The 24,341-nt window shown below is 65.0% G+C and carries 25 protein-coding genes; 10 read left to right on the forward strand and 15 right to left on the reverse strand.

Annotation, left to right across the window (positions count from 1 at the left end; translation table 11 throughout):
- Positions 1-13 precede the first annotated feature (13 nt).
- From D3874_RS13860 to D3874_RS13875, 4 genes are read right to left on the reverse strand one after another with little or no spacing between them, the layout of a single operon-like run.
- Entirely contained in the window at positions 14-415 is a 402-nt protein-coding gene (locus D3874_RS13860; protein ID WP_119778607.1) for a (deoxy)nucleoside triphosphate pyrophosphohydrolase, read from the reverse strand.
- Entirely contained in the window at positions 412-927 is a 516-nt protein-coding gene (locus tag D3874_RS13865; protein WP_158596011.1) for a GNAT family N-acetyltransferase, read from the reverse strand. The genes D3874_RS13860 and D3874_RS13865 overlap by 4 nt, the downstream gene beginning before the upstream one ends.
- Positions 928-937: 10 nt before the next feature.
- On the reverse strand, positions 938-2,185 hold the full coding sequence (gene argJ / locus D3874_RS13870; RefSeq protein WP_119778609.1) for a bifunctional glutamate N-acetyltransferase/amino-acid acetyltransferase ArgJ: 1,248 nt from the start codon (positions 2,183-2,185) through the stop codon (positions 938-940).
- Between the two features lie 42 nt (positions 2,186-2,227).
- Positions 2,228-3,154, reverse strand: coding sequence for a peptidylprolyl isomerase (locus D3874_RS13875; protein ID WP_158596013.1), 927 nt, complete (start codon positions 3,152-3,154; stop codon positions 2,228-2,230).
- A gap of 336 nt (positions 3,155-3,490) precedes the next feature.
- On the opposite strand from D3874_RS13875, the gene secA reads away from it, so the two are divergent.
- Together secA and D3874_RS13890 are read left to right on the forward strand one after the other, a co-directional pair.
- Positions 3,491-6,232 (forward strand): preprotein translocase subunit SecA, encoded by a 2,742-nt coding sequence (gene secA, locus D3874_RS13885; RefSeq protein WP_119778612.1) that lies wholly within the window; start codon positions 3,491-3,493, stop codon positions 6,230-6,232.
- Between the two features lie 142 nt (positions 6,233-6,374).
- The gene (locus tag D3874_RS13890) at positions 6,375-6,836 is read left to right on the forward strand and encodes a hypothetical protein (protein ID WP_147385662.1); all 462 of its coding nucleotides are present in this window, start codon (positions 6,375-6,377) and stop codon (positions 6,834-6,836) included.
- Between the two features lie 42 nt (positions 6,837-6,878).
- Here D3874_RS13890 and D3874_RS13895 read toward each other — a convergent pair whose 3' ends face one another.
- The 3 genes from D3874_RS13895 to D3874_RS13905 are packed head-to-tail and all read right to left on the reverse strand — an operon-like array spanning position 6,879 to position 9,287.
- On the reverse strand, positions 6,879-8,429 hold the full coding sequence (locus tag D3874_RS13895; protein WP_147385663.1) for a glycoside hydrolase family 19 protein: 1,551 nt from the start codon (positions 8,427-8,429) through the stop codon (positions 6,879-6,881).
- Positions 8,402-8,830: a hypothetical protein gene (locus tag D3874_RS13900; RefSeq protein ID WP_119782292.1), complete on the reverse strand. Its 429-nt coding sequence runs from the start codon at positions 8,828-8,830 to the stop codon at positions 8,402-8,404. Before D3874_RS13900 ends, D3874_RS13895 begins: the two co-directional genes overlap by 28 nt.
- 1 nt (position 8,831) lies before the next feature.
- The gene (locus D3874_RS13905; protein WP_199699061.1) at positions 8,832-9,287 is read right to left on the reverse strand and encodes a hypothetical protein; all 456 of its coding nucleotides are present in this window, start codon (positions 9,285-9,287) and stop codon (positions 8,832-8,834) included.
- 426 nt (positions 9,288-9,713) lie between these two features.
- Here D3874_RS13905 and D3874_RS13910 point away from each other — a divergent pair, with 426 nt between their 5' ends.
- Together D3874_RS13910 and D3874_RS13915 are read left to right on the forward strand one after the other, a co-directional pair.
- A complete protein-coding gene (locus tag D3874_RS13910; protein WP_119778616.1) occupies positions 9,714-10,070 on the forward strand; it encodes a CidA/LrgA family protein in 357 nt (118 codons plus the stop codon).
- On the forward strand, positions 10,067-10,774 hold the full coding sequence (locus D3874_RS13915) for an LrgB family protein (RefSeq protein WP_119778617.1): 708 nt from the start codon (positions 10,067-10,069) through the stop codon (positions 10,772-10,774). Before D3874_RS13910 ends, D3874_RS13915 begins: the two co-directional genes overlap by 4 nt.
- 158 nt (positions 10,775-10,932) lie before the next feature.
- On the opposite strand, the gene ettA is transcribed toward D3874_RS13915, so the two are convergent.
- Positions 10,933-12,615, reverse strand: a complete 1,683-nt coding sequence (gene ettA / locus D3874_RS13920; protein ID WP_119782293.1) for an energy-dependent translational throttle protein EttA — start codon at positions 12,613-12,615, stop codon at positions 10,933-10,935.
- 191 nt (positions 12,616-12,806) lie between these two features.
- On the opposite strand from ettA, the gene D3874_RS13925 reads away from it, so the two are divergent.
- The 3 genes from D3874_RS13925 to D3874_RS13935 all read left to right on the forward strand — a co-directional run bounded on the left by D3874_RS13925 (position 12,807) and on the right by D3874_RS13935 (position 15,091).
- Positions 12,807-13,781, forward strand: a complete 975-nt coding sequence (locus D3874_RS13925) for an alpha/beta hydrolase (protein WP_147385664.1) — start codon at positions 12,807-12,809, stop codon at positions 13,779-13,781.
- A gap of 5 nt (positions 13,782-13,786) precedes the next feature.
- The gene (locus D3874_RS13930) at positions 13,787-13,966 is read left to right on the forward strand and encodes a hypothetical protein (protein WP_147385665.1); all 180 of its coding nucleotides are present in this window, start codon (positions 13,787-13,789) and stop codon (positions 13,964-13,966) included.
- Positions 13,967-14,077: 111 nt separating this feature from the next.
- Complete coding sequence (locus tag D3874_RS13935; protein ID WP_119778620.1) at positions 14,078-15,091, forward strand: Fe(3+) ABC transporter substrate-binding protein; 1,014 nt, start codon at positions 14,078-14,080, stop codon at positions 15,089-15,091.
- Between the two features lie 113 nt (positions 15,092-15,204).
- Here D3874_RS13935 and D3874_RS31200 read toward each other — a convergent pair whose 3' ends face one another.
- The 7 genes from D3874_RS31200 to D3874_RS28030 all read right to left on the reverse strand — a co-directional run bounded on the left by D3874_RS31200 (position 15,205) and on the right by D3874_RS28030 (position 21,594).
- A complete protein-coding gene (locus D3874_RS31200; protein ID WP_158596015.1) occupies positions 15,205-15,747 on the reverse strand; it encodes a DUF1513 domain-containing protein in 543 nt (180 codons plus the stop codon).
- A gap of 11 nt (positions 15,748-15,758) precedes the next feature.
- On the reverse strand, positions 15,759-16,340 hold the full coding sequence (locus D3874_RS31205; RefSeq protein WP_158596017.1) for a DUF1513 domain-containing protein: 582 nt from the start codon (positions 16,338-16,340) through the stop codon (positions 15,759-15,761).
- Position 16,341: 1 nt separating this feature from the next.
- Positions 16,342-17,442, reverse strand: coding sequence for an imelysin family protein (locus tag D3874_RS13950; RefSeq protein WP_119778623.1), 1,101 nt, complete (start codon positions 17,440-17,442; stop codon positions 16,342-16,344).
- A gap of 12 nt (positions 17,443-17,454) precedes the next feature.
- Complete coding sequence (locus D3874_RS13955; protein WP_119778624.1) at positions 17,455-18,927, reverse strand: di-heme oxidoreductase family protein; 1,473 nt, start codon at positions 18,925-18,927, stop codon at positions 17,455-17,457.
- A 210-nt stretch (positions 18,928-19,137) separates the two neighbouring features.
- Positions 19,138-20,415, reverse strand: a complete 1,278-nt coding sequence (locus D3874_RS13960; RefSeq protein WP_119778625.1) for an imelysin family protein — start codon at positions 20,413-20,415, stop codon at positions 19,138-19,140.
- A gap of 116 nt (positions 20,416-20,531) precedes the next feature.
- Positions 20,532-21,191: a hypothetical protein gene (locus tag D3874_RS13965; protein WP_119778626.1), complete on the reverse strand. Its 660-nt coding sequence runs from the start codon at positions 21,189-21,191 to the stop codon at positions 20,532-20,534.
- Positions 21,172-21,594, reverse strand: a complete 423-nt coding sequence (locus D3874_RS28030; RefSeq protein ID WP_199699340.1) for a hypothetical protein — start codon at positions 21,592-21,594, stop codon at positions 21,172-21,174. Before D3874_RS28030 ends, D3874_RS13965 begins: the two co-directional genes overlap by 20 nt.
- Here D3874_RS28030 and D3874_RS13970 point away from each other — a divergent pair.
- Genes D3874_RS13970 through D3874_RS13980 form a run of 3 tightly spaced genes read left to right on the forward strand, consistent with a single transcriptional unit; the run spans position 21,581 to position 23,744 of the window.
- On the forward strand, positions 21,581-22,573 hold the full coding sequence (locus D3874_RS13970; protein WP_233559943.1) for a TerC family protein: 993 nt from the start codon (positions 21,581-21,583) through the stop codon (positions 22,571-22,573). The two genes, D3874_RS28030 and D3874_RS13970, sit on opposite strands and share 14 nt — an antisense overlap.
- Entirely contained in the window at positions 22,554-22,928 is a 375-nt protein-coding gene (locus D3874_RS13975; protein WP_119778628.1) for a DUF4112 domain-containing protein, read from the forward strand. Before D3874_RS13970 ends, D3874_RS13975 begins: the two co-directional genes overlap by 20 nt.
- Before the next feature lie 60 nt (positions 22,929-22,988).
- Complete coding sequence (locus D3874_RS13980) at positions 22,989-23,744, forward strand: SapC family protein (protein WP_158596019.1); 756 nt, start codon at positions 22,989-22,991, stop codon at positions 23,742-23,744.
- Positions 23,745-24,341: the final 597 nt, after the last annotated feature.

Raw genomic sequence — 24,341 nt, forward strand, 5'->3', positions numbered from 1 at the left:
GATCTCTCTGTTGTCAGATCCGGTCCTGGATGACCGAGATCAGGGGCAGGTCTGCCGGGGGCATGGGATAGTCGCCCAGTTTCATGCGATTGACCCAGGCAAGTTCGGCATGTTCGAGCGGCTGTGGCACGCCTTCCCACTTGCGGCAGACATAGACCGGCATCAGCAGGTGGAAGGTCTCATAGGCGTGGCTGGCGAAGGTGAGCGGCGCCAGGCACGGCTCGCGCACCACGATGCCCAGTTCCTCGTCCAGTTCGCGCATCAAGGTCGCCTCGGGGCTCTCGCCGGCCTCGACCTTGCCGCCGGGAAATTCCCATAGGCCGGCCATCGACTTGCCCTTGGGGCGCTGGGCCAGCAGTACCCGGCGATCGGGATCGACCAGGACCACGGCGGTTACCAGAACGATGCGGGTCATGCCCCCTGCCCCCCGGCGGTGAGATCCAGCACGAAACTGTGCAGAAGCGTCCGCTGGCCGTCACGCACAACCTCTTCCGGCGGCGCCTCGTGATCGGTGACGAAGCCCTGGCGGGCCAGAACCGCCATGCTGCGCGGATTGCCGTCCATCACCTTGCCCAGCAGGCGGTAGATGCCCTGGTCGCGGGCGATGCCGATCATCGCCGCCGCCGCCGCGCCCGCAATGCCCTGGCCCCAGGCCACCCGGCCCACCCAATAGCCCAGTTCGGCAACCCCCGGGCGGATCATCACCAGGCTGACGATGCCGACCAGACTGTCGTCGCCGGCCCGGGTGACGGCGCGGTGCAAGGTCGCCCCGGCGGCATCGGTGGCGGCCGCGTCCAGCAGGAAGGCATCGGCGGCGCCGGGCGGATAGGGATGGGGAATGCGCGCGGTCCAGCGCGCAACCTCGAAATCGGACACCTGCGCCGCGATCGCGGCACTGTCGTCCGCCCGCAGCGGACGCAGTGCCACGATCCCCAAATCAGCTACGGTAGTCCGCATTGATGTCGATGTAGCCGTGGGTCAGGTCGCAGGTCCACACCGTGGCGCTGCCGGTGCCGACCCCGACGTCGACCTCGATCTTCACGTCATTGCCCTTGAAGTGCTCGGTCGCCGCGGCATCGTCGTGCTTGGGATGCACGGCGCCCTTCTCGGCCACCAGGCGCCCGCCCAGCTTGATCGCCAGCTTGTCGCGGTCGGCCTTTTCGCCGGCCTTGCCCACGGCCATCACGACCCGGCCCCAATTGGCGTCCGCGCCGGCGATCGCAGTCTTGACCAGGGGCGAATTGGCGATGGTCAGGGCGATCTTGCGCGCGGCCTTCTGGTTCTGGGCGCCAGTCACGGTGATGGTGACGAATTTCTGCGCGCCCTCGCCGTCCTTGGCCACCAGCTGGGCCAGTTCGATCAGCAGGTCTTCGAAGGCCGCCTTGAAATTGCGCAGATGGGTATCGGTCGCCTTGGTCACGGCCTTGTGGGTCGTGCCCTTGCCGGTGGCGAAGGCGAGCAGGGTATCCGAGGTCGAGGTATCGCCGTCGACGGTGATGGCGTTGAACGACTTGTCCACCGCCTTGGCCAGCAAGGCCTGAAGCACGTCGGCGGGCAGGGTCGCGTCGGTCGCGACGAAAGACAGCATGGTCGCCATGTCGGGAGCGATCATGCCCGAGCCCTTGGCGATGCCGACGATGGTCACCGGCTTGCCGTCGATATCGGTCTTGCGCACCGCCGCCTTGGGGAAGGTGTCGGTGGTCATGATGGCGCGCGCCGCTTCGGCCCAGCGGTCGGGCTTCAGCGTGGTCGCCAGGCGCGGCAGGGCGGCCGTCACCTTCTCGGCCGGCAGAACCTCGCCGATTACACCGGTCGAGGCCAGGAACACCGCGTCGGCCTTGCAGCCGACCAGCTTGGCGGCGGCCACCGCCGTGGTCTTGGCAGCAGCGGCCCCGGCCTTGCCGGTGAAGGCATTGGCGTTGCCGGAATTGACGATCAGGGCGCGGGCGCCGCCCTTGCCCAGGATCGAGCGGCACCAGTCGACCGGCGCCGAGGCACATTTCGACGTGGTGAAGACGCCCGCCGCCACGGTACCCGGCGCAAAGCGCATCATCATCAGGTCGGTGCGGCCCTTGTAGCGCACCCCGGCTTCGACGGCACCGACTTCGATGCCCGCGATCGCCGGCAGCTCGGGCATGCCTTCAGGTGCGAGCGGCGACACAGGATGGGACTTACCCCCGGCCATGGATATGGTCTCCTCGGGTTTGGCTGATGATGATGGCGGGAACTACTGCGCGGGCGCCGGGGCCGGCGCGATCTGGGGGCGTGGCGTCGAACCGTCGGCGTTCATGATCTGAACCGGAATCCCCTTCTTCAGTTCCTCGATCTTGGCGGTGGTCAGTTCCTGGGTGACCATGTCCTTGAGCTGGGCCTTGACCTGGTCGAACGGCGGCGGCTCGGCCTTGCGCTTGTCGACCACCAGGATCAGGTGCCAGCCGAACTGGGTCTTGATCGGGCCGACGACCTTGCCCTTTTCGGCCGCGAAGGCGGCTTCGGCGAACTCCGGCACCATGCGGTCACGGGTGAAATAGCCGAGGTCGCCGCCCGAGCCGTCGCGGGAATCCTTCGAGTTCTTGTTGGCGAGTTCGGCGAAGTCGGCGCCCTTGTCGAGCTCCGCCTTCAGTTTCTTGGCCTCTTCTTCCGACTCGACCAGGATATGGCGGGCGTGAACCTCTTCCTCGGGCGGGTTCTGGGCCAGGATCTGGTCGTATTTCGCCTTCAGCGTGGCGTCGTTGATGGCCGCCTCGATGGTACGGCTCACATAGACTTCCTCGAGGATCCGCTCCTTCAGCAGCTCGACCTTGGCGGCAACCTCGGGATCGGTCTCGAGGCCGGCCTTCTTGGCGGCCAGGGCGATGATCTTGCGGTCGACCAGTTGATTCAGCAGGTCTGAAAATATCGCGTCCAGCGGGATCTGGGCGAACTGCTCGGGCAGAGTCTTGTAGGCCTCCGCCACCTCGGAACGGTGGATTTCCTCGTCGCCGACCTTGGCCACGACCGGATCGTCGGCGGCCGGGGTCGCCGCCGTCGCGGCGGGGGCCGGGGTTGCCGCGGCGGGGGCCGGCGGGGCGGCCGGCCTGGCCTCCTCGGCAAGGGCCGGTAGGGCGGCAGCCAGGGCGACAGCGAGGAGGCAAGGAATCGTCAGGCGAGACATGATTACCCCAGGTTGGGACCGGGCAGACGAGCCCGCGGCAAGCGAAAGTGGCGCGGATCATGGGGCTTCGTGCGACGGTCCGCAAGCCGTCTACGACGCCGCAGGGGCAGGCCCTGATCCAGGCTTGCGGGCAAACTCGCCCCAGATTCAGGCAGCCGTGTGGCAGCGAACCGGCGCTCGTTGACATCCCTTTGGGCGAGCCTTATCTGTCCCATGCCTTGCGACCGCATCACCGCGGCCGCGAAAATGACTTTGTGCGGGTGTTCGCACTCGCTTTTACCCTCAAACGCCTGCGGCAGCCCCTGGATTGGCCCGCGCGGCAGAAGAAGGTTGCTCATGCTCGGTTTCGGCTCGCTCGCCAAACGTCTGTTCGGCAGCGCCAACGATCGTACCGTCAAGCAATTGCGCGGCCGGGTCGAGGCGATCAATGCTTTGGAACCCCAGATCGCAACGCTTTCCGATGCTGAACTGAAAGGCCAGACCGACAAGTTCCAGGCTCGCCTGGCCGCCGGCGAAAGCCTGGACGACCTGCTGGTGGAAGCCTTCGCGACCGTGCGCGAGGCGGCCAAGCGGGCCTTGGGCCAGCGTCATTTCGACGTCCAGCTGATCGGCGGCATGGTGCTGCATTCCGGCAAGATCTCGGAAATGCGCACCGGTGAAGGCAAGACCCTGGTCGCCACCCTGGCGGCCTATCTCAACGCCCTGGAAGGCAAGGGCGTCCACGTCATCACCGTGAATGACTATCTGGCCGCGCGCGACGCCGGCTGGATGGGCAAGGTCTATGGCGCCCTGGGCCTGACCACCGGCGTCATCGTCCACGACCTGACCGACGAGGAACGCCGCCAGGCCTATGCCTGCGACGTGACCTACGGCACCAACAACGAATTCGGCTTCGACTATCTGCGCGACAACATGAAGTACCGCCTGGACCAGATGGTTCAGCGGCCCTTCAACTACGCGATCGTCGACGAGGTCGACTCGATCCTGATCGACGAAGCGCGCACGCCGCTGATCATCTCAGGGCCGACGGAAGACAATTCCGACCTCTATCGCCGCATCGACCTGCTGATGCCGCAGCTCGAAGAGCCCGACTACGAGAAGGACGAGAAGCAGCGCACGGTCTCGCTCTCGGAGGAGGGCCAGGACAAGTTCGAGAAGCTGCTGCTCGAGGCCGGGCTGCTCAAGTCCGAGAATCTCTACGATATCGACAACGTCACCATCGTCCACCACCTGCACCAGGCCGTGCGCGCGCACATCATCTTCCGGCGCGACCGCGACTATGTGGTGAAGGACGACAAGGTCATCATCATCGACGAATTCACCGGCCGCATGATGACCGGCCGGCGCTATTCCGAGGGCCTGCACCAGGCCCTGGAAGCCAAGGAACATGTGACGGTCCAGAACGAGAACCAGACCCTGGCCTCGATCACCTTCCAGAATTATTTCCGCCTCTACCCCAAACTGTCGGGCATGACCGGCACCGCGGCGACCGAGGCGGCCGAATTCGGCGAGATCTACAAGCTCGACGTGCTGGAAATCCCGACCAATGTAGGCGTGAAGCGCAAGGACCTCGACGACGAGGTCTACCTCTCGATGCGCGAGAAGTTCGACGCCATCGTGACCCTGATCGCCGAGTGCAGCACCCGCCAGCAGCCGGTGCTGGTCGGCACGGTCTCGATCGAGAAGTCCGAAATGCTGTCCGAGCACCTGACCAAGAAGAAGGTGCCCCACCGCGTCCTCAATGCCCGCTTCCACGAGCAGGAAGCCCATATCGTGGCCCAGGCCGGCCGGCCCGGCGCCGTCACCATCGCCACCAACATGGCCGGCCGCGGCACCGACATCCAGCTCGGCGGCAATCTCACCATGCTGCTGGAAGACGAGCTGGCCGCCATGCCCGAAGGCGCCGAGCGTGACGCCAAGGCGGCCGAACTCAAGGCCCGGCATGCCAAGGACAAGGAAATCGTGCTGGCGGCCGGCGGTCTCTACATCATCGGCACCGAACGGCACGAGAGCCGGCGCATCGACAACCAGTTGCGCGGCCGCGCCGGCCGCCAGGGCGATCCCGGCGGCTCGAAGTTCTTCCTGAGCCTCGAAGACGACCTGATGCGCATCTTCGGCTCGGAGAACCTGAGCCGCATGCTGCAGCGCCTGGGCCTCAAGGAAGGCGAAGCGATCATCCATCCCTGGGTGAACAAGGCCCTGGAGAAGGCACAGCAGAAGGTCGAGGCCCGCAACTTCGATATCCGCAAGAACGTCTTGCGCTATGACGACGTCATGAACCAGCAGCGCAAGTCGATCTACGAGCAGCGGATCGAATTCATGCGCAGCAGCGACGTGGCCGATATCACGGCGTCGATGCGCGAGCATACCGTCAACAACCTGGTGGCCGAGCACATCCCGGCCAATTCCTATGCCGAAGCCTGGAATGCCAAGGGGCTCGAGGAGGCGGTCCAGCGCATCTTCGGCCTGGAGCTGCCGGTTGGCGCCTGGGCGGCCGAGGAAGGCATCGCCGAGGACGAGATCCGCCACCGCCTGACCGACGAGGTCGACCGCTACATGGCGGCCAAGGCGACCCGCTTCGGCCCCGAGATCATGCGCATGATCGAGAAGAGCATCCTGCTCCAGATCCTCGACCAGTGCTGGAAGGAGCACCTGCTCCAACTCGACTACCTGCGCCAGGCGATCGGCCTGCGCGCCTATGGCCAGCGCGACCCCTTGCGCGAATACCAGCAGGAGGCGTTCAACCTCTACGAGGCCATGCTCGATCACGTCAACGAGGAGGTCACCCGCGTCCTCGCCCATGTCGAGGTCCGGGTCGAGCAGCCGCCGCAGGAAGTGGAGCAGCAGTTCGCCCGCGTCGAGCCCGCCCGGCTCGAAGCGGTCCACCCCGACCCTGATGGCATCGAGAGCGAGGCGGCCCCCGCCCCGGCGCCGCGCCAGGCCCCCGTCGTCAACCGCAGTGCCGCCGGCTTCAACCCGCGCGATCCTTCAAGCTGGGGCAAGATTTCGCGCAACGCGGTCTGCCCTTGCGGCTCGGGCAAGAAGTTCAAGCACTGCCACGGCGCCCTGGTCGAATAGACCGGGGCGACCCCGCCCTTTCGCCCCGCCCCCGCCTTGGGCTAGCATCGGCGCGGCCAGGAACCCCGGCCCGTGCCGGGGCGTTAAAACAACGGGGCCTTACGCTGGGGGCCCCGATGCCGGGTACTTTTGGGAGACTTCGATGCGTCTTGCGCTGATGACCATGGCCGCCCTTGCCTGCACCGGCCCGGCGCTGGCACAGCAGCCGGCCGAAGCACCCTTCATTCCGCAAGCCCCGACCACCACCTATCCGGGTGCTCAGCCGGCCCCGAGCCAGAGCACGGTGCCCGACCGGCCCTGCGAATGCGCGATCGCCCAGGGCGCCTGCACCGCCAATGTCCAGGTCACCGACGTCGGCCGCCGGCGCGATGCCTATGGCGCCGACGTCGCCTACCTGCTGCAGATCACCTCGACCGACAAGCGCTGCTCGACCGTGAACTACCGGCTGCGTCTGGTCAGCCCCGACGGCCGCTCGGAAGAGCAGACCTTCGAGGCGATCTTCGACAACGGTTCCTACGAGGCGGGCGGCCAGATCCGCGCCAATCTCAGCTCGGATTCCAGGTTGATTCCCAGCGGCGTCACCTGCTTCGTGTGCTCGGAGTAGCATGGCGGGGAAGAGCCGGCTGCCTGCCAGGCCAAGGCTCTGCTATTTTGTGCTGACCCAGACCTCCAGCGTGCCGAGGTGGATCGAACTGACGAGCACCGCCTTGATATCGCGCATGGTGACTCCCTGCTGCTGGACCTGCCTCGCCAGTTCTTCAGCGGCCCGTTTGTCCTTCGTCCGGCTGTAGCGCACCTCACCCGTACCCAGCGCGGCTTCAGTTCGCTCTCCCCCGGCGGCGGTGCCTTGCACATTCCATCCCAGATCGGACAAGCTCCGCATCATCTCGCGAATCTTGTCCCGGTCGATGGAGCCGGCGAATTGTACGAAAACGCGGTAGTCAGCAGGGCGGGCGGGAAGTGCCTCTACAATCTTGCGATAGATTTCGGCGACCTCTTCCGCCCCCGTCGCCCCTCCTGTCACCGCCCGATGAAAGCCGGACAGATCATCCCTTTCCAGATACGGGTTGAGACTACTCTCCTGGTCCTTGAAAAAGGCCACCGCTATTCGAGCGGCAATTTCGGGCCTCACAACCTCCTCGGGCGAGAGGGTCAGCAATTGACCGAGCCCCAGGCGCGCGCTCATCCTCGTATAGGCTGCTCTGCCGACAATAGGGATGTATCCACGCGCCTTGAACCGAAGCCCGTCTCCCGCCTGCGTATTTCCAAGCTCGATTCGCCCCTCGTAACGCTCAGTAGCGGGATCCGGCTCCTCCAGCATCGAGAACCAGTGGGTCTCGTAGGCGATCTCGGCGAGGACAGCGGCAACCGTCGATTCATCGGCGATCGAAAACTCCTTGAAGGCCGATTGCAGATAGGGGAGGTGCAATTCGATTCCTTCCGCGGCCGTGGCCGGCGCAATCTTCTTCAGAAGCTCGACGGTAGTACTTTCCGATACAATATCTATAACGGCTCCCTTCAGCGGCGGAACAGGCACGCCCGAACGCGAAGCCTCGAGAAGTGTTATCGGCGGCATCTGACTGTTGGCCGCCGCGACGGATCGTGCGGCCTCGAGTTGGGCGAGGGCCTTTGTCGCGGCATTCCTCTTGTTCTTCAATTCCGTCAGCGATGCGGGGTTTTCCCTATTTCTTTCCATTTCGAGAGTGAGTTCTTCAATCTCGGCTTTCTTCGCGGCAATCTCACGCTCTGCCGCATCCTGAATTGCCGCCGCCTCGGCCTGCCTTTGATAGATGTCGAAATATTTGTTGAGGAGCTTCATATCCTTGTCATAGCGATCTTGAGCCCAGGTCTTCAGCGGATGATGGGGCAGGGTTGCCAAGGCGCTCAACAGCATCGCGCGCTCATCGATTCCGACATCGTCCTTGAAGGCCATTGCGAAGAATTGCTCTGTCAGTTGCGCCTCCGCCTGAGCGGCAGCGCGAGCGGCCTCCTGCTGGACAGCAACACGCCCGTCAATCCAAGTCGTCAGTGCTTGGCCGGCACCAACGACCGCCACGAACGCCGTCGTCCAGCGGCCAATGGCAGAAACCAGATCCACGTTAGACAACTGGCCTCTCCCCAGATTTGCATTCGCCCAAAAAGAATGTTCTGAACCGCCGGAAGCTACCGCTAAGGACCCGTTGACGAGATCGACCACTTCGAATTCGTCGAGTCGAACAAGGTTTTGTCGCGCACTACCGAAAGGTGGAAATGCTGCGTGTGCGGGTTCTTGCCGCTGTAGTCACGCCACACCCACGGCTGGACGGAGGCGCTGATAATTCTCCGATTCCAGATGATGTATTTGATCCGCAGATCGCGGCTTTGAACGAGCGCCTGAACGATTCTCTCGGCATCACATTTGCCTGACGGATCGTTGGTGATATCAATCGCCGTTACCACCCCGATACCGCCATCCTGAATCCATGGATTGTGATCGGACTGGTGGGATGCATGCGCCGCGTCACCGATGGTACCGTCGCTCGCCTTGCTGCGATCGGGGGCACTTTCGTTAATCTGCTCGCGGAGTTGAAGAAGGCTCTTCGCAACGCGCCATGCCATCTCATCTTTCTCCCACGTCATAGCATTCGTTCGAAGTCACCTGCTCCCCGCCCATGATTGGATCCGGGTAGCCCTCCATAGCTGGTCTGCTTTCGCTTACCTGCAGCTTCTTTAGGTCCTTCAACTGCAGTAGATAGGTCAGGATGACGTTCCAGAACCCGGAGCCGCCGCTTGCCAGCAAGCCGATCGCTATGATGCCGACAAGATGGTTTTCCATATTTCCAAGGCTCGGAGCCAGGATTGGCTCCGCCAGAAAGGCCGTCGCCACCCCCGACACAACCGCCAGAACCTGTAGGGAGGCCCTCCGCCGGCCTTCGACGGCCGCGTCCGCATGCATCTGATTGAGCCAGGGGATCATGCTCTTGATGATCTCGACCAGACGCTCCGACGCGATACTGACCGACAGGACTAGTCCAACGATCGCCTCCAGGCTCACCTCCGAAAATGGTTGGGACACTGCCGCCTTCTCCTTCGTTTGCCGAACCAGGAATACTGACCGTCATCCGCCACAGCTCCCGGCAACATCGCAGGCAATTCCAATCAAACGGAGTCAACGGCGGGATTTTTCCGATTGCACACCCCGCCAACGAGAACACCTCGCGGCCGGCTCCGATTGCCTTCCGGGACAATGCGACTGAAATCAACGCACACATTCTTAAAGAGAAATTATCATACGAATAATCCCTTAGATCATATTCATCAATATGATTCTATTTTTAGTCGCATACTGCCAACCAGGCGATTGTGAGGCCATGGCCGGCGCTGGAGAGGAGCGGCGGGCGTGGACTGTCATTCGGCGGCAAGTCCCCATGCAGCAGATTTTGCATACCGGGCGGCAGCTGGGCTCTCCTAGAGTCTTGCTCCCAAGCCGCCCGGGTGCCTGATGATCGCCTCTTTTACGCTTCTGCTCGGGTGTCAGCTCGCCGGTGAGCTGACCGTCCACCTCCTCCACCTGCCCTTCCCCGGCCCCGTCATCGGCATGACCTACCTGTTGGCCGGGCTTCTGGTCGCCGGAAAGGTGCCGGCGCAGACCGAGCGGGTCGCGCAGGGCCTGCTGCAATATCTCCTGCTGCTGTTCGTGCCGGCCATGGTCGGCATCATTGCCCATATCGATCGCCTGGCCGGGCAATGGCTGGCGATCCTGGCCGCCTCGCTGGGCGGCATCGTCGCCACCAGCCTGACCACGGCCTTCGTCTTCACCTGGGTCAGCCGCCTGACGGAAAAGGGTGTGCGGGCATGACCGATCTGTGGGTCTATCTTGCCGCCTCGCCGCTGCTGTGGCTGTTTGCGACCTTGTTCGCGGGCACGCTCGGCATGTTCATTTTCGAGCGTACGGGCAGGCGGCAGATCGCCAACCCGACCCTGCTCGCCGTGATCATGCTGATCACCCTGCTGCTGGTCACCCAGACCCCCTACGACACCTATTTCGAGGGTGCGCAGTTCGTCCATTTCCTGCTGGGGCCGGCAACGGTGGCACTGGCCGTGCCGCTGTTCCACAATCGCCACATCATCAGGCGCGCCGCCCTGCCCACCGTCGCCGCCCTGCTGGCGGGATCGGTCGTCGCCATCGTCAGCGGCGTGGTCATCGCCCAGCTTCTGGGGGCGACGGACGAGGTCACCATGTCGCTGGCGCCGCGCTCGACCACCACGCCGGTGGCCATGGCCATCGCCGAGCGGATCGGCGGCATCCCGTCGCTGGCCGCGGCCCTGGTCTCGGCCACCGGCATTCCCGGCTCGATGCTGATCTTTCCGCTGCTGGCCCGCTTCGGCCTGGTCGACGACCGGGCGCGCGGCCTCGCCATCGGCGTCACCTCCCACGGCATGGGCACCGCCCGCGCCTTCCAGGACAGTCAGCTCGCCGGCAGCTTCGCCGCGATCGGCCTGGGGTTGAACGCCCTGGCCACGGCGGCCCTGGTGCCGCTGATCATCCCGCTGCTGCGTTGAAGCCAAGCCATCCCCTCACCGTCATGCCCGGGCTTGTCCGGGCATCCACGTAGAGACGACGTAAACTGGTCGAGAATAGTTACAAGCGGCCCGACGTGGATGGCCGGGACAAGCCCGGCCATGACGATATGTGTGCTTGGTCGCCTTGCGCCTAAGCGTCAGCCGCGCGACAGCGGCTTGTACTTGATGCGGTGCGGCTGGTCGGCGTCGGTGCCGAGCCGGCGATGGCGATCCGCCTCGTATTCCTGGTAGTTGCCCTCGAACCATTCGACGTGGCTGTCGCCCTCGAAGGCCATGATGTGGGTGGCGATGCGGTCAAGGAAATAGCGATCGTGGGAGATCACCATGGCGCAGCCGGCAAAGTCGAGCAGCGCCTCTTCCAGGGCACGCAGGGTATCGACGTCGAGGTCGTTGGTCGGTTCGTCGAGGAGCAGGAAGTTCGACTGCGACTTGAGCATCTTGGCGAGATGCACGCGGTTACGCTCGCCGCCCGACAGCATGCCGACCTTCTTCTGCTGGTCGACGCCGCGGAAGTTGAAGCTGCCCAGATAGGCGCGGCTCTGGATTTCGCGCTTGCCGATGGTCAGCATCTCGTAGCCGCCCGAAACTTCCTCCCACACGGTCTTGGTGGGGTCGAGCGTGTCGCGCGACTGGTCGACATAGCCCAGCACGACGGTGTCGCCCAGGCGGAACTCGCCGCTGTCGGGCTTCTCGACGGCGGTGATCATCTTGAACAAGGTGGTCTTGCCCGCCCCGTTGGGCCCGATGATGCCGACGATGCCACCCGGCGGCAGGTTGAACGACAGGTCGTCGATCAGCAGGCGGTCGCCGAAGGCCTTGCTGATCTTCTTGGCCTCGACCACCAGGCCGCCCAGGCGGGGGCCGGGCGGGATGACGATGGTGCTGCGGCCGATGTCGCGGTCGCCCTGCTGCGCCACCAATTGATCGAAGGCGGTGATGCGCGCCTTGGACTTGGCCTGGCGGGCACGCGGGCTGGCCCGGATCCACTCCAGCTCGCGCTCGATCGCCTTCTGGCGCGATTCTTCCTGGTTCTTCTCGATTTCCTGGCGCTTGCGCTTGTGCTCCATCCAGCCGGTGTAATTGCCCTCGAAGGGCAGGCACTGGCCACGGTCCATCTCGAGGATCCAGCCGGCGACATTGTCGAGGAAGTAGCGGTCGTGGGTGACCGCCACCACGGTGCCCGGATATTTCTCCAGGAAGTGTTCCAGCCAGGCGATCGATTCCGCGTCCAGATGGTTGGTCGGTTCGTCGAGCAGCAGCATGTCGGGCTTCTCGAGCAGCAAGCGGCACAGGGCCACCCGGCGGCGCTCGCCACCCGACAAGGTGGTCACTTCGGAATCGCCCGGCGGACAGCGCAGCGCGTCCATGGCGATTTCGACATAGCGCTGAAGTTCCCAGGCATCCTTGGAATCGATCAGCTCCTGCAGCTCGGCCTGGCGCGTGATGAGCTGGTCCATTTCGTCGTCGGTCAGTTCCTCGCCGAAGCGGGCCGAGACGGCCTCGAACTCGTCGAGCAGGTCCTTGGTTGCCTTGACCCCCAGCATGACGTTGCCCAGCACGTCGAGCTTGGGATCCAGGTGCGGCTCCTGCGACAGATAGCCGACCCTCACGCCGTCAGCCGGCCAGGCCTCGCCCTGAAACTCGCTGTCGATGCCGGCCATGATCTTCATCAGGGTCGACTTGCCGGCGCCGTTGCCGCCCAGCACGCCGATCTTCGCGCCCGGCAGGAACGACAGCCAGACATTCTTCAAGACCTGCTTCCCGCCCGGGAAAGTCTTGGACAGGTCCTTCATCACATAAACGTACTGGTACGAAGCCATGGGCATGCCCTTCGCGAAATCGTGCGCGCCTGATCGGAATGAGCGTCCTTTTAGCCCACGGCCCCGGCGACCGCAATGGCGGGGGCTGGCAGCCAAAGCGCTAATGAGGCACTATCACGCAACCTGAAAACGAAGCGGGGGAGTGCCACGTGTCGATCCTAAGACTGACCGCCATGCGGTCTCGCCTCTATGTGGTCCCCGGCGGGGGAAAGCTCGACGGCGTATTGGATCCCGAGCCTTTCGACCTCGATCGCGGCAGCGGCGCCATCGCGACATTCGCTCATCCTACGCAGTCGGTGGAACAGGCACCGCCCCATCAATCGGCCATCCTTGACCAGGCCCTGGCAAACCTGATCCCGCCGCTGGTGGCCAAGGCGAAAGCGGGCGCGCCGATTGCGGTCCTGGTCAACGGCTTCATGTTCCGGCCGCAGGAGGCCCTGGTCGAGTCCTACCACGACGCTGACAATCCTCATCAGCGGATCTTCCACTTCCTCGCTGGCAACCCTTCCAATGAAACCCGGCATCACTCGACCGGTTGGCCGGCACACCTGGGCTTTGCCGCCGACGACCAGGGAGGTGGTGGCTTGGTCGTGCCCTTCGGCTGGTATAGCTGGCCAGGCTTCCTGCCTACCCTGCTCAACGAGGGCCGCCTGCACTATCGGGCGGCCTATGGCTACGCCGACGAGTCCTCCTGGCCGTTCGTCGCAGCACTCGACGCCCTGGCACGCGTAATCGCCGGCATCCCTAAGATCAAGGCAACGCCCATCGATATCGTTTGCCACAGTCTGGGATCGGCCCTGGTCATCCGCGCCCTGTCGCGCATGGCCAAATACAATCTGCCGGTCCTCGGACGGATCGGCCGCGTCATCATTATGGGTGGCTCAGAATATACGTCGGAGGCGCGCTTGACCAACGGGCGGCTGCTCGCGACCGCCAACACCAATGGCTGGGATGTCGGCACAGGTCCCATGGTCTACAATCTGGGCAGCCGCGAGAATTCAGTGCTTGACCTGATGGCCGAGAACTTGGCCCCAAGACCCTCGGCCCCAGCACCCAGGTTATCGGCCACAATGGCCTCGAAGCGCCGGTCGGCCAGCCGCGCTGGATCGATCTGCAGCTCGACAGCGGCGAACTCGCCAAGTGGTTGCTCAAGAACCGGCAGGTGAGCATCTTGGGCGACGATCCAACCGGTATCCTCGACCACTGGGTCTATTATACCCACCGCGGTAACCTTCAGGCGATCAACGCCATCCTGCGTAACCGGGTAGACTGGTCGCTGGCCTCACTGCGCAGCGGCCCGAAGAAGTCACGCATTCCCGAAGGGATTCAAGTCGGCTTTTTCGGCGACTGACGCCTTTTGCCGCGCACCGCCGAGAGAGCTTGAAAGGCCACCAGTCTCCCACCATATTGCGATCGCTATTGCAACCTAGTCGCAATAGCGCGACTTCTCAGGGAGACTTCCATGCGCCGCCTTATCGCCGGACTCGCCTTAGGGCTGGGCCTTGCCGCCACCCCCGCCCTGGCCGAGGAATTGAACATCTACTCCTCGCGCCACTATCCGTCCGACGACGTGCTGTTCGGCAAGTTCAAGGAGGAGACGGGCATCACCGTCAACCTGATCCAGGGCAAGGCGGCCGAACTGGTCGAGCGGATCAAGCTGGAGGGCCAGAACAGCCCGGCCGACATCTTCATCACGACCGACGCCGCCAACCTGTGGCGCGCGCAGGAGGCCGGCCTGTTCCAGCCCGTCACCTCCGACCATCTGAAAAAGGTGATCCCGGCGCAGTTGCACGAGCCGACCGGCCTGTGGTACGCCTTTGCCACCCGGGCCCGGGTGATCGTCTACAACAGAGACAAGGTGAAGCCCGAGCAGCTTTCGACCTATGAGGCGCTCACGGCGCCGGAATGGAAGGGCCGCGTCCTATCGCGCTCGTCCAGCAACGAATATGTCCAGTCGATGACCGCCGCCCTGATCGCCCACCTGGGTGAGGAGAAGACCGAAGCCTGGGCCAAGGGCATCGTCGCCAACTTCGCCCGCCAGCCCAAGGGCGGCGATACCGACCAGGTCAAGGCTGTGGCCGCCGGCGAGGCCGATGTGGCGATCGTGAACCACTACTACTTCGCGCGCATCGTCGCCTCGGACAAGCCCGAGGACAAGGCGGTGGTGGAGAAGGTCGGCCTGTTCTTCCCCGACCAGGACGGCTTCGGCACCCACATCAACGTCTCGGGTGCCGGCGTCACCGTTCACGCCCCGCACAAGGAGGCGGCCATCAAGTTCCTGGAATATCTGGCAAGCCCCGAGGCGCAAGCCATCTTCGCCGAGGCCAACAACGAATTCCCCGTGGTCGCCGGCGTCGCCCCCTCGTCGGTGGTGCAGCAGTTCGGCCCCTTCAAGGGCGACACCCTGCCCATCGCCAAGCTGGGCGAGAACAACGGCGCCGCGGTAAAACTGCTCGACCGCGCCGGCTGGCGCTGAGCCGGGATCGGCAACTTGCGTGGTTCGACAGGCTCACCATGAGGAAAATCTTTGTGCCACAAAGACTCCCCTCATCCTGAGCCTGTCGAAGGACGCACGGCGTTTCCGCCGCCTCAGGCCGGTATCGCCACCGCCATGTGATTGTCCCACAGGGATTTGCGGGCGAGGTCCGAGGCCAGGGCCTCGACGCTGCCGCTTTCCGGGGTAACCCGCTCGATCCCGCCGTGGCCGCCGCCCAGGTAGAAGCGGCCGGCACCGGCAGGGTCGGCGGCGATGGGGCAGACGTCGGACAGGCCGACGCTGCCCAGGAACCGGCCGTCGGCAAAGCGGAAGAAGGCGGCATGGCCGCCCCGCGGGCTGGTCATGCCGAAGGTCTCGCCTGCGGCGTCCACGGCACCGCTGCCGCAATAGTTGCGCAGGTCGGCCAGGCCGTCGCGCGGCATGTCGAGCAGGGTCACCTCGCCCGAGGGCCGCAGCAGCCCGCCCAGGGGGACCAGTTCGTCCGACGCGCCCTCGTACTGCATGATGAAGGCCACCGTCCCGTCGCGGCCGACCACCAGATGGCGGATGGAAAGCTGGAACAGCGCCGGGTCCAGGCGATGCTGGCGCACGATCTGCCCGCTCGCGACATCGATGACCGACAGCGACGAATCCATCTCGTCGAGATTCAGCTTGGCCCCGGGGCATCGGGATGGGTCAGGATGCCGCCATTGGCGACGACGATTCGCGCGCCGTCCGGCAGCAGGCGCACATCGTGAGGATCGAGGCCGCCGGTCTCCCATTCGCCCACGCGGCGATAGCCGGCGGCGACGTCATAGACACCGATCAGGCCGCGTTCGCCCTCCCAGTCGGTTTCGGTCGCCAGGAACAGGGCGCCGCCCCGGGCATAGAGGCCGTGACCGCAGAAGTGTCGCCCCGCCCCCGGCTCGAAGCGATGGGTGACGGCGCCGCCCGGCAGCGACACGGCGAAGGCGAACAAACCCGGGCGGCGAGCCAGCACGACCGCGGTGCGCTGGTCGGGGGCAACAGCGATGCCGTGGCCCCGCGCCGGCAGGGCGATGTCGACGGCCGCCGCGCCCGCCGCATCGAAGGCCGTGGCAAAGGATTTGCCGTCGGCCGTGAGACGCGTCCCGATCCACAGGGGCGACGGCGCCGCCAGCGCGCGGCGGCCGAACCGGCCGCCGAGCACGGCGACGGCGCCCGCCGCCCAGCCCATGGCGGCGCGGCGCGAGATCCCACCCATCACCATGTCAGTCACCATCCAGGGCGTTGAAGCCCAGGGGAATGCCCAGCACCGGCGCCAATTGCTGGGCGATGATCGATTTCAGGGCCACCGCCTCGTTCACCACGGTCTCGACCGCCGCGCGCCGCGCCGGATCGGCCAGGGCGGTTTCCAGCGGCGGCGTTATCGCACCGGCGCTGGCAATGGTCTGGGCCAGGGCCTTGTCGACCAGGGCGGCAAGCGGGGCGTTGCGCTGCTTGACCACGGCGGACATGCCGCTGCCCCACAGCGCCTTGGCCGCGGCGAGGTCGAGCTCGAGGTTCCGCAGCGGGCGGCCGCTGCGCCATTGTTCCAGCAGGCGCGGGCGCGCCGCGGCGGCATTCTCGCCCAGCGCCTTGGTCAGCTTGCGGTCGGCCACCACCTCGACCGCGAGATGCAGCGACTTGAACAGTTCCATCGTCACTTCGGACGGGCTGCGATAGCGCTCGTTGTCCGGCCCGGGGGCCAGAAGGATCCGGGCATAGTCGATGGGCGCCGCCGTCCAATCGGTGGCCAGGTCGGCGGTCAGGCCTGCGATATTGTCGGCAATGCCCTGGATCGCCGCACATTGCAGGGTCGCCGCTTCGTCGCCGAACAGCAGGCGTTCCAGGGCCGGCAGCCCTTGCACCGACACGCTTTGCTTGGCGAGATTGGCCGGGGTGAAGGCCGCCGCATCGTTCTTGACCAGCAGATCGTTCAATTGCCGCCCCACGCTGTCGCGCGGATCGGGCCAGAAGAACAGGCGCGATGAGCGCATGAACAGTTCCGACGGGCCAAAGCGCAGATGCTGCACCCCCTGCCAGCCATCGGAGGCATCGCCGAAGGCGGCGCGCAGCTTGGTCAGGCCCGCGGCATCGGGCGCCGTGCAATAGGCCTTGGCCGCCGCGGCCAGGGCGGCACCGCCGGCGGCGAAGGCGCGATAGGCGGGCAGGATGTGGCCGTTGATGATGGCCGCGTTCATCACCGCCAGCGCGGCCTGGTCCGCATCGGTCAGGACCGGGACCTCCCCCTCGCCTTCTTCCTGGGCATGGGCAAGCGGGACGCCGGCGATCAGGCCGACGAGGCTCAGGGCTTTCAACCAGTCGCGCATGGACGCGCTCCATTACAGTGAATTGAGGAAGTCGATCAGGCTCTCGCGTTGCGCCCGGGACAGGCCCACCACCGCGTCACGGCTGCGCTGCCCTTCGCCGCCGTGCCACAGGATTGCTTCGAGCAGGCTGCGTGCCCGTCCGTCGTGAAGGAATTCGGTACGGCCGCTGACCTGGGCGGTCAAGCCGATGGCCCATAGGGGCGGCGTGCGCCATTCGCGGCCATTTGCCGCGCCCTCGGGCCGGTTGTCGGCCAGGCCGTCGCCCATGTCGTGCAGCAGCAGGTCGCTGTAGGGCCAGATCAGCTGGAACGATTGTTCGGGCGCCGCATCGTCACGCGCGGTAACGAATTTCGGCACATGGCACGAGATGCAGCCGATCTCATAGAACAGCTTCTTGCCGGCCAGCACCTGCGCGTCGCCGGCGCCGCGCCGCGCCGGCACCGCCAGGTTGCGGGCATAGAACACCGCCAGGTCGAACATCGGCGTCGTGACCTCGATGCCGGCCGCCGGATCGTCGCCGGTTGCCGCCGCCAGGCATTGGGCCTGCGCCGGCATGCAATCGCCGTGGGACCGGCCGACCAGCGGCGTCGACAGGCCCAGGTCGCCAGCAAAGGCATGGGCGGTCTGCAAGGCGACGTCAGGCTGCCCGGCCTTCCAGCCGAACCGCCCCAGGCGGCGCTCCGGCCCGACCCGGTTGGGCCGGCCGGAGATGCCGTCGCCGTCACGATCGTCGGGATCGGCGTGGGCGAGGATGGCCTCGGCCGGGATCGCCTCCAGCAGCCCCAGGCCGATCATCGGCGGTGCTACTCGGGGCGAGAGCATCACGTCGGGCGCCATCGGCCCGTATTGCAAGGCGGCCACGCCATAGCTGGGCCGGCGCAGCGAGACGATCTCGCCATCGCCCAGGGTGATCGGCACTTCCTGGTAGGCGACGGTCATGCGCCCCTCGGGCGCGATGCCGGTCACGGCGAAATTCTGCAACTGGATGCCATAGGTCGGCTCGGGCAGTTCGTTCACCTCACCCGCGCGGAGCAAGGCTTCCTCGGCAGGGGTGCGCGGCGGCACGCTGAGGCGCAGGAACAGGGATACCGCCGGCTGGCCCGGTGCCGGCACCACGCCGCGGCCATCCTTGAGATGGCAACTCTGGCACGAACGGGCGTTGTAGAGCGGGCCCAGCCCGTCGGAGGCCGTGGTCGAACTGGGCGAGGACGCCCACAGTTTCATGAACAGGGCATTGCCCAGTTCGAAATCCATGCGCCGCGCGAAGGCCATGTTCGCCGACGGCAGGATGAAGGCATTGGCCCCGGCTGCATCTGATGACGTTGCCGCCCCAGCCGAATTTTCCTCGAAGGGCTCGGCCTTGTCGAAGCTGGTCACGGGTGCCGTCACCGCGGCAATGCGGGCAGTGTCGTCCTGCGCCAGCGCTTCACTGATGAAGAACCCGACAAAGCTCAAACATATCGCCATGCGCTTGAAGACGAACATGCCGCAACACTCAAGACTAATTGAAACCTCGCCATCCCGGCCTCGAGCCGGGATCTCGTGACGCCCGGGCACCGGAAACCCTGGTCGCAAGATCCCGGATCTACGCTCCGCTCCGTCCGGGATGACGAGGGAATCTTTCGAAGCAATCTCTCAAGGCCCGACGGGGCCGGCAATGCCGGCCCCGCCATCATCGTAGAACGCGGTCGGAGCTTACTGGAAGACCTTCGACGGGTCGTCCAGGCTGTCCGAGCCTTCGAATTCCACCGGCTTCAGCTTCAGGGCCGCGACGATACGCTCGAACGACTTGGTCTGGTCGACCAGACCGTCGATCGCCTTCTGCACCACCGCATTGCCCTCGGCATTGTCGGCGCCGATCATCTGGTCGTAGGCTTCCTTGGTCTCGCCCCGGGCCTTCATCGCGGTGAAGGCGGCAACCGTGGCGGCCAGCTTGGCCTCCACTTCCGCGGCCAGCTTGGGATCGGTTTCCTTGACCAGGGCGGCCAGCGAGGGGCCCGTCACCTTCTTGCCGTCCAGGCCGGTGTAGCTGGCGTGATAGACCGAAACCATGCCGATCACATCGTTATAGTGCGAATTGAAGGTATTGTCCGAGAAGCAGTCATGCTCCTCCTCCGGGTCGTGCAGCAGCAGGCCCAGCTTCATGCGCTCGCCGCCGAGTTCACCGTAAGACAGGCTGCCCAGGCCGGTGAGGATCGTGGTGATGCCGCCACCCTCGCCCTTTTCCTCGAGCTGCTTGCGGGCATCGCCGCCGGGCGCCCACTGCGCGACCATCCAGGCCAAGTCCGAGACCAGCAGTTCGGTCGCCGCCTTGAGGTAGGCGCCACGCCGGTCGCAATGGCCGTTGGTGCAGGCATCGCCCTGGGCGTAATCGGTGAAGGGACGGTTGCCGGCGCCCGGGCCGGTGCCGTTCAGGTCCTGACCCCAGAGCAGGAATTCGATCGCGTGGTAACCGATGGCGACATTGGACTCGACGCCGCCCACTTCCTGCAGCTTCTGCAGCAGGTCGGTATTGATCACGGTGGCGTCGATGGTCTCGCCGCCGGCCTTGATCTGGGTATTGGCGATCACATTGGCGGCATAGAACGGATTGGCATCCGATTCCTTGCCATAGCTTTCCGCGACATAGTCGATCAGGCCCTCGTCGAGCGGCCAGGCATTCACCTTGCCTTCCCAGTCGTCGACGATGGCATTGCCGAAGCGGTAGACCTCGGTCTGCTGGTAGGCCGGGCGAGCGGCGATCCAGGCCTGGCGCGCGGCCGCCAGCGTTTCGGCCGACGGCGCGGCGATCAGCTTGTCTATCGCCGCCTGCAAGGCCTTGGCCTCGGTCAGCGCGTCGCCATAGGTCGCCTCGGCAATGTCCTCATAGGTCTTGATCACGGCCTTCTTGTCGGTCTTGGCAACAGCCACCGCCGACACCCCCAAGGCCATGGCCCCGGCCATTGCCACCGCCACCCAGCGCTTGCCGATCATTCGAATGCCTCCTTCAGGTCCCGCACGGCCGGCCCCACCGGCGCGGTTGCAGGTCCAGTTTATCTTGCGAGGCATTCTTAATATCAAAACCTGCTGGGATGCAAGGCCGCTTATCCTTAGGTCGCGGAAGGACCGTCTTGCTCCGTTGGCTCGAAAGCCTCCAACCAGTCTCGGACAATCAAGACGTAGTCGGTAAACGTCATATCCTCATCCACCAGAGACAGATGTTTCTGAGTCAACGGCAAATCAATCTTATGAAAAATCTGGTAACGATCACACAGCGCCTCGCCGCCGATCGGGGTCCGGCCACCATTGGTTGCCAGCCAGTTCCTTACTGCCTTGATTGCCCGCTCGGGCGAGTCGCCATGGGCTTGAATATCGGACCCCGCCAGATCCGAAATGAACTTCTGGTAACGGTAGGGCTCGCTATCAAGCACAAGGGCGACCTTTTCCTTTTGGCGCCCGGAGCCAAATTCTCTGGCACCAAGAAATAGGCCAAGCTCCAGCGGCATATTAAACCGCGCAAGCCCCGAGGCCGGGTCAGCGCCCGCCCTGCTGATATCGTGAATGCCGAAATGGCATTGACGAATGATCGAGTTGATCTTGGCTAGACGAGATTGCGCGGAATTTTCAACTTCGCGCGCGGAGCGCAGTTTGTAACCAAGCGCCATCACCACGAAGATGATGGCACGAGAGATCGGCTCATACGCCCCGTCGAATGGACAGTTGAGAAAAACCTCGGCCTTATCGGCCTGCTCAGCCTGCTTTCGCGGCATCGAGTCGCTGCGCCACCGCGGCCTCCACCGCTTCGCGGATCAGCTTACGCCGCGCCGGTGAGGGCCTCAGCACCGGTTCGACCAGCACGAGTTCGTCCGGCCCCGCATTGGCTGCCTGTCGCGCTGTCACAATGCGATACCGTCCGAGCTTTTCCGCTCCAGACTTGGTCGATGGTTTTTCGCCAGTACGATTCATGAATTGAATATGGATGCTTTTGGCGGCTTTTTCCAGCCGGGCGATGACCCGTCCCTTGCAACAATACGACACCGCACCATCTCTATGGCTGTTCTGGGTCCGGGCCCCTCTGGCAGCGACGGTCGCTGCGATGTCGGATTCTTCACCTGCCGGACGGCCCTGTGGCCGCCGCGACATCTGGAGGGTTCCCGCAGTGGAAACGTCCATCTGGGCCTGGCTCGGCTTTCTCGTCTTCGTCTTCGCGCTGATCGCCTTCGATCTGGGCGTCGTCCACCGCAAGCCGCGCGAGGTTCGCGTGTCCGAGGCGCTGTGGACCAGCCTGTTCTACGTCACCCTGGCGCTGATCTTCGCCGGCGGCGTGTTCTATTTCCGGGGCGAGGCCGACGGCTGGGCCTTCCTGACCGGCTTCCTGATCGAGAAAAGCCTGTCGATCGACAACATCTTCGTCTTCGTCCTGATCTTCACCCACTTCGCCGTGCCGGCGTCCTTGCAGCACCGGGTTCTGTTGTGGGGCATCCTGGGCGCCCTGGCCATGCGCGCCGTGCTGATCTTCGCCGGCGTCGAGTTGATCGCCAACTTCGACTGGCTGATCTACGTTTTCGGCGGCTTCCTGGTCATCACCGGCCTTAAGATGCTGAAAGCGGCCGATGCCAAGCCGGACCTGGCCAACAACCGGCTGATCGGCTTCGTCAAGCGCCGCCTGCGCGTGACGCCGGATTACGAGGGCGAACGCTTCTTCGTGCGCCGCAATGGCGCCCTGCTCGCCACCCCGCTGTTCCTGGCGCTGGTCGTGGTCGAGGCGTCGGACCTGGTCTTCGCGGTCGACTCGATCCCGGCCATCCTGGCGGTGTCGCAGGACCCGTTCATCGTCTTCACCGCCAATGTCTTCGCCATCTTAGGGCTGCGCGCGCTCTACTTTGCCCTGGCGGGCGTCGTCCATCGCTTCCACTATCTGAAATATGCGCTGGCGCTGGTGCTGGTGCTGGTGGGGGCGAAGATGATTGCCAACGGCATCCTGGGCGGCCATGCCGTGCCCACCGAATATGCCCTGATCGCCACCGCGGTCCTGGTCTTCGGCTCGATCGCCCTGTCGCTGCTGCGCAAACCCCAGGCCGACGATCCGGCCCTGCCCTCGGGCTGGGTGGTCGGCTCGCCGGACCTGCCCGATGACCGTCGCCCAGACTGACCGCACCGAGCGGCGGCTGCGACGCCTGGAGCGCCTGGCCCGGCTGCTCGAGGCGCGCTGGACCCTGCCCCTGGTCGCCAAGCCGATCGGCCTCGACGGCCTGATCGGCCTGATCCCGGTGGCCGGCGATGTGATCTGCGCCGTCATCGCCGCGGGCATCGTCGTCGAAGGGGCCCGCCTGGGCGCCCGGCGGCGCACGATCTGGCGCATGGCGGCCAATGTTGTCATCGATCTGTTACTGGGCCTGGTGCCGGTGATCGGCGACTATGCCGACATCCTCTACCGGGTGAACAGCCGCAACCTGGCCTTGCTGCGTCGCGATCTGGACCGGCTTTCCGCCACTGGCAGAGTGTAGCCACGCCCCCTATAGTGGCGCCCGATCCCAGGAAATCAGCACAGAGTCGAGACCGTGACCGTGAGCGAGACCGCCAAGCAAGACGCCCCCCTCCTGCCCCTGTTCTATTCCAGGCCCGAGGTGCTGAACCCCAGCCTGCATGCCAGCCTCAGGGTGTTGCCGGCGGACAACCTGAAATTCGCCGCCAAGTCGAATTCGGTCCCCCTGGTCGCCGAGGAATTCCTCGACTGCGCCGGGGCCTACCCGATCGTCTTCACCGCCGGGCCGTCGCCGTCCGCCGTCGCCATTCTGGGCCTGCGCGACAACGAGAACCTGTTCCTGGACCTCAAGGGCCGCTGGCTGCCCGGCCTGCCGGTGCCGGCCTATGTCCGCCGCTATCCCTTCATCTTCGTGGAACTGCCCGACAACGATCGCCTGACCCTGTGCATCGACCGCGCCGCCGCCAACGTGGTCGAGGGCGGCACCGCCGGCCAGGCCGTGTTCGACGAGCAGGGCCAGGCGAGCGAATTCGCCAAGACCGCGCTCGCCTTTTGCGAGGCCTATCAGAAACAATTGCTCGCCACTCGCGCCTTCGGCGAGTTGCTGGTGAAGATGGACCTGCTGCGTCCCCGCACCATCGACCTGACCGACCGCAAGGGCCGCCGCTATGCCCTGGGCGGTTTCCAGGTGATCGACGAGGAAAAGTTCCGCAAACTCTCCGACGAGACGGTGCTGGAATGGCACAAGCGCGGTCTCATGACCGCCGCCATCGCCCATTTCATCTCGCTGCGCCGCTGGCCCGCCCTGGTCGAGCGGATGCAGAGCCGGATGGGGTAACAAGATACCGCCGATGAACGCCCGTTCGCGCTGACGATCTGAATCGCTACAGGGTCGGAGATCTCTACGGTATCGGCGATGCGGGCGCAGCCATAGGCTGTATTCTCGGTCGATTCTCGCCGAATCGTCACCGCATGCCTCGGCGCAAAGGGCGGCAGCGCCCTTGGGTCGCCCCAGGTTGCCGAGGCTGAATCTGGCCGCACGGCCGCTGCATATTTATGGTTAACAGCCAGGCCGAAGTCGCGCGCGAGATTACTCGAGTGCCGCACGAATTCGACTGCCACCCAACTGGGCGCATTTGCCTTGGAAAGGGAGCAATCGAGCGGGCTTCCAACCAATTCGGAATCAGTTTGAACAATCCATCTCGGATTTGTTGCTATCGTTTACATGAGGGTTTCGTCCGGAATCAGGGAACTGTAGGGGTCTTGTGCGCGACGACCGCCCGCTCGTCGCCGGAACGCGGGAGAGGAACCGCCGGCCGTCGGGCCGATCTGTTCGTCACACCGCTCCGCGGCACGGCGGGAAAACCCCCTCAATTCCCCACGGACGAGGAAGACACCACAAAAGAGTGTCTTACAGCAGAAATCTCACTTGGCC

This window comes from Oleomonas cavernae (assembly GCF_003590945.1).
Classification (GTDB): Bacteria; Pseudomonadota; Alphaproteobacteria; order Zavarziniales; family Zavarziniaceae; genus Zavarzinia; species Zavarzinia cavernae.

Excerpts from the sequence above, each read along its gene's own strand:
- D3874_RS13860 (WP_119778607.1), bottom strand. The coding sequence starts at position 415 with ATGACCCGCATCGTTCTGGTAACCGCCGTGGTCCTGGTCGATCCCGAT.
- argJ (WP_119778609.1), bottom strand. The coding sequence starts at position 2,185 with ATGGCCGGGGGTAAGTCCCATCCTGTGTCGCCGCTCGCACCTGAAGGC.
- D3874_RS13875 (WP_158596013.1), bottom strand. The coding sequence starts at position 3,154 with ATGTCTCGCCTGACGATTCCTTGCCTCCTCGCTGTCGCCCTGGCTGCC.
- secA (WP_119778612.1), top strand. The coding sequence starts at position 3,491 with ATGCTCGGTTTCGGCTCGCTCGCCAAACGTCTGTTCGGCAGCGCCAAC.
- D3874_RS13890 (WP_147385662.1), top strand. The coding sequence starts at position 6,375 with ATGCGTCTTGCGCTGATGACCATGGCCGCCCTTGCCTGCACCGGCCCG.
- D3874_RS13900 (WP_119782292.1), bottom strand. The coding sequence starts at position 8,830 with ATGGCATGGCGCGTTGCGAAGAGCCTTCTTCAACTCCGCGAGCAGATT.
- D3874_RS13910 (WP_119778616.1), top strand. The coding sequence starts at position 9,714 with ATGATCGCCTCTTTTACGCTTCTGCTCGGGTGTCAGCTCGCCGGTGAG.
- D3874_RS13915 (WP_119778617.1), top strand. The coding sequence starts at position 10,067 with ATGACCGATCTGTGGGTCTATCTTGCCGCCTCGCCGCTGCTGTGGCTG.
- ettA (WP_119782293.1), bottom strand. The coding sequence starts at position 12,615 with ATGGCTTCGTACCAGTACGTTTATGTGATGAAGGACCTGTCCAAGACT.
- D3874_RS13935 (WP_119778620.1), top strand. The coding sequence starts at position 14,078 with ATGCGCCGCCTTATCGCCGGACTCGCCTTAGGGCTGGGCCTTGCCGCC.
- D3874_RS31200 (WP_158596015.1), bottom strand. The coding sequence starts at position 15,747 with ATGGATTCGTCGCTGTCGGTCATCGATGTCGCGAGCGGGCAGATCGTG.
- D3874_RS31205 (WP_158596017.1), bottom strand. The coding sequence starts at position 16,340 with ATGGTGATGGGTGGGATCTCGCGCCGCGCCGCCATGGGCTGGGCGGCG.
- D3874_RS13950 (WP_119778623.1), bottom strand. The coding sequence starts at position 17,442 with ATGCGCGACTGGTTGAAAGCCCTGAGCCTCGTCGGCCTGATCGCCGGC.
- D3874_RS13955 (WP_119778624.1), bottom strand. The coding sequence starts at position 18,927 with ATGTTCGTCTTCAAGCGCATGGCGATATGTTTGAGCTTTGTCGGGTTC.
- D3874_RS13960 (WP_119778625.1), bottom strand. The coding sequence starts at position 20,415 with ATGATCGGCAAGCGCTGGGTGGCGGTGGCAATGGCCGGGGCCATGGCC.
- D3874_RS13965 (WP_119778626.1), bottom strand. The coding sequence starts at position 21,191 with ATGCCGCGAAAGCAGGCTGAGCAGGCCGATAAGGCCGAGGTTTTTCTC.
- D3874_RS28030 (WP_199699340.1), bottom strand. The coding sequence starts at position 21,594 with ATGGACGTTTCCACTGCGGGAACCCTCCAGATGTCGCGGCGGCCACAG.
- D3874_RS13975 (WP_119778628.1), top strand. The coding sequence starts at position 22,554 with ATGACCGTCGCCCAGACTGACCGCACCGAGCGGCGGCTGCGACGCCTG.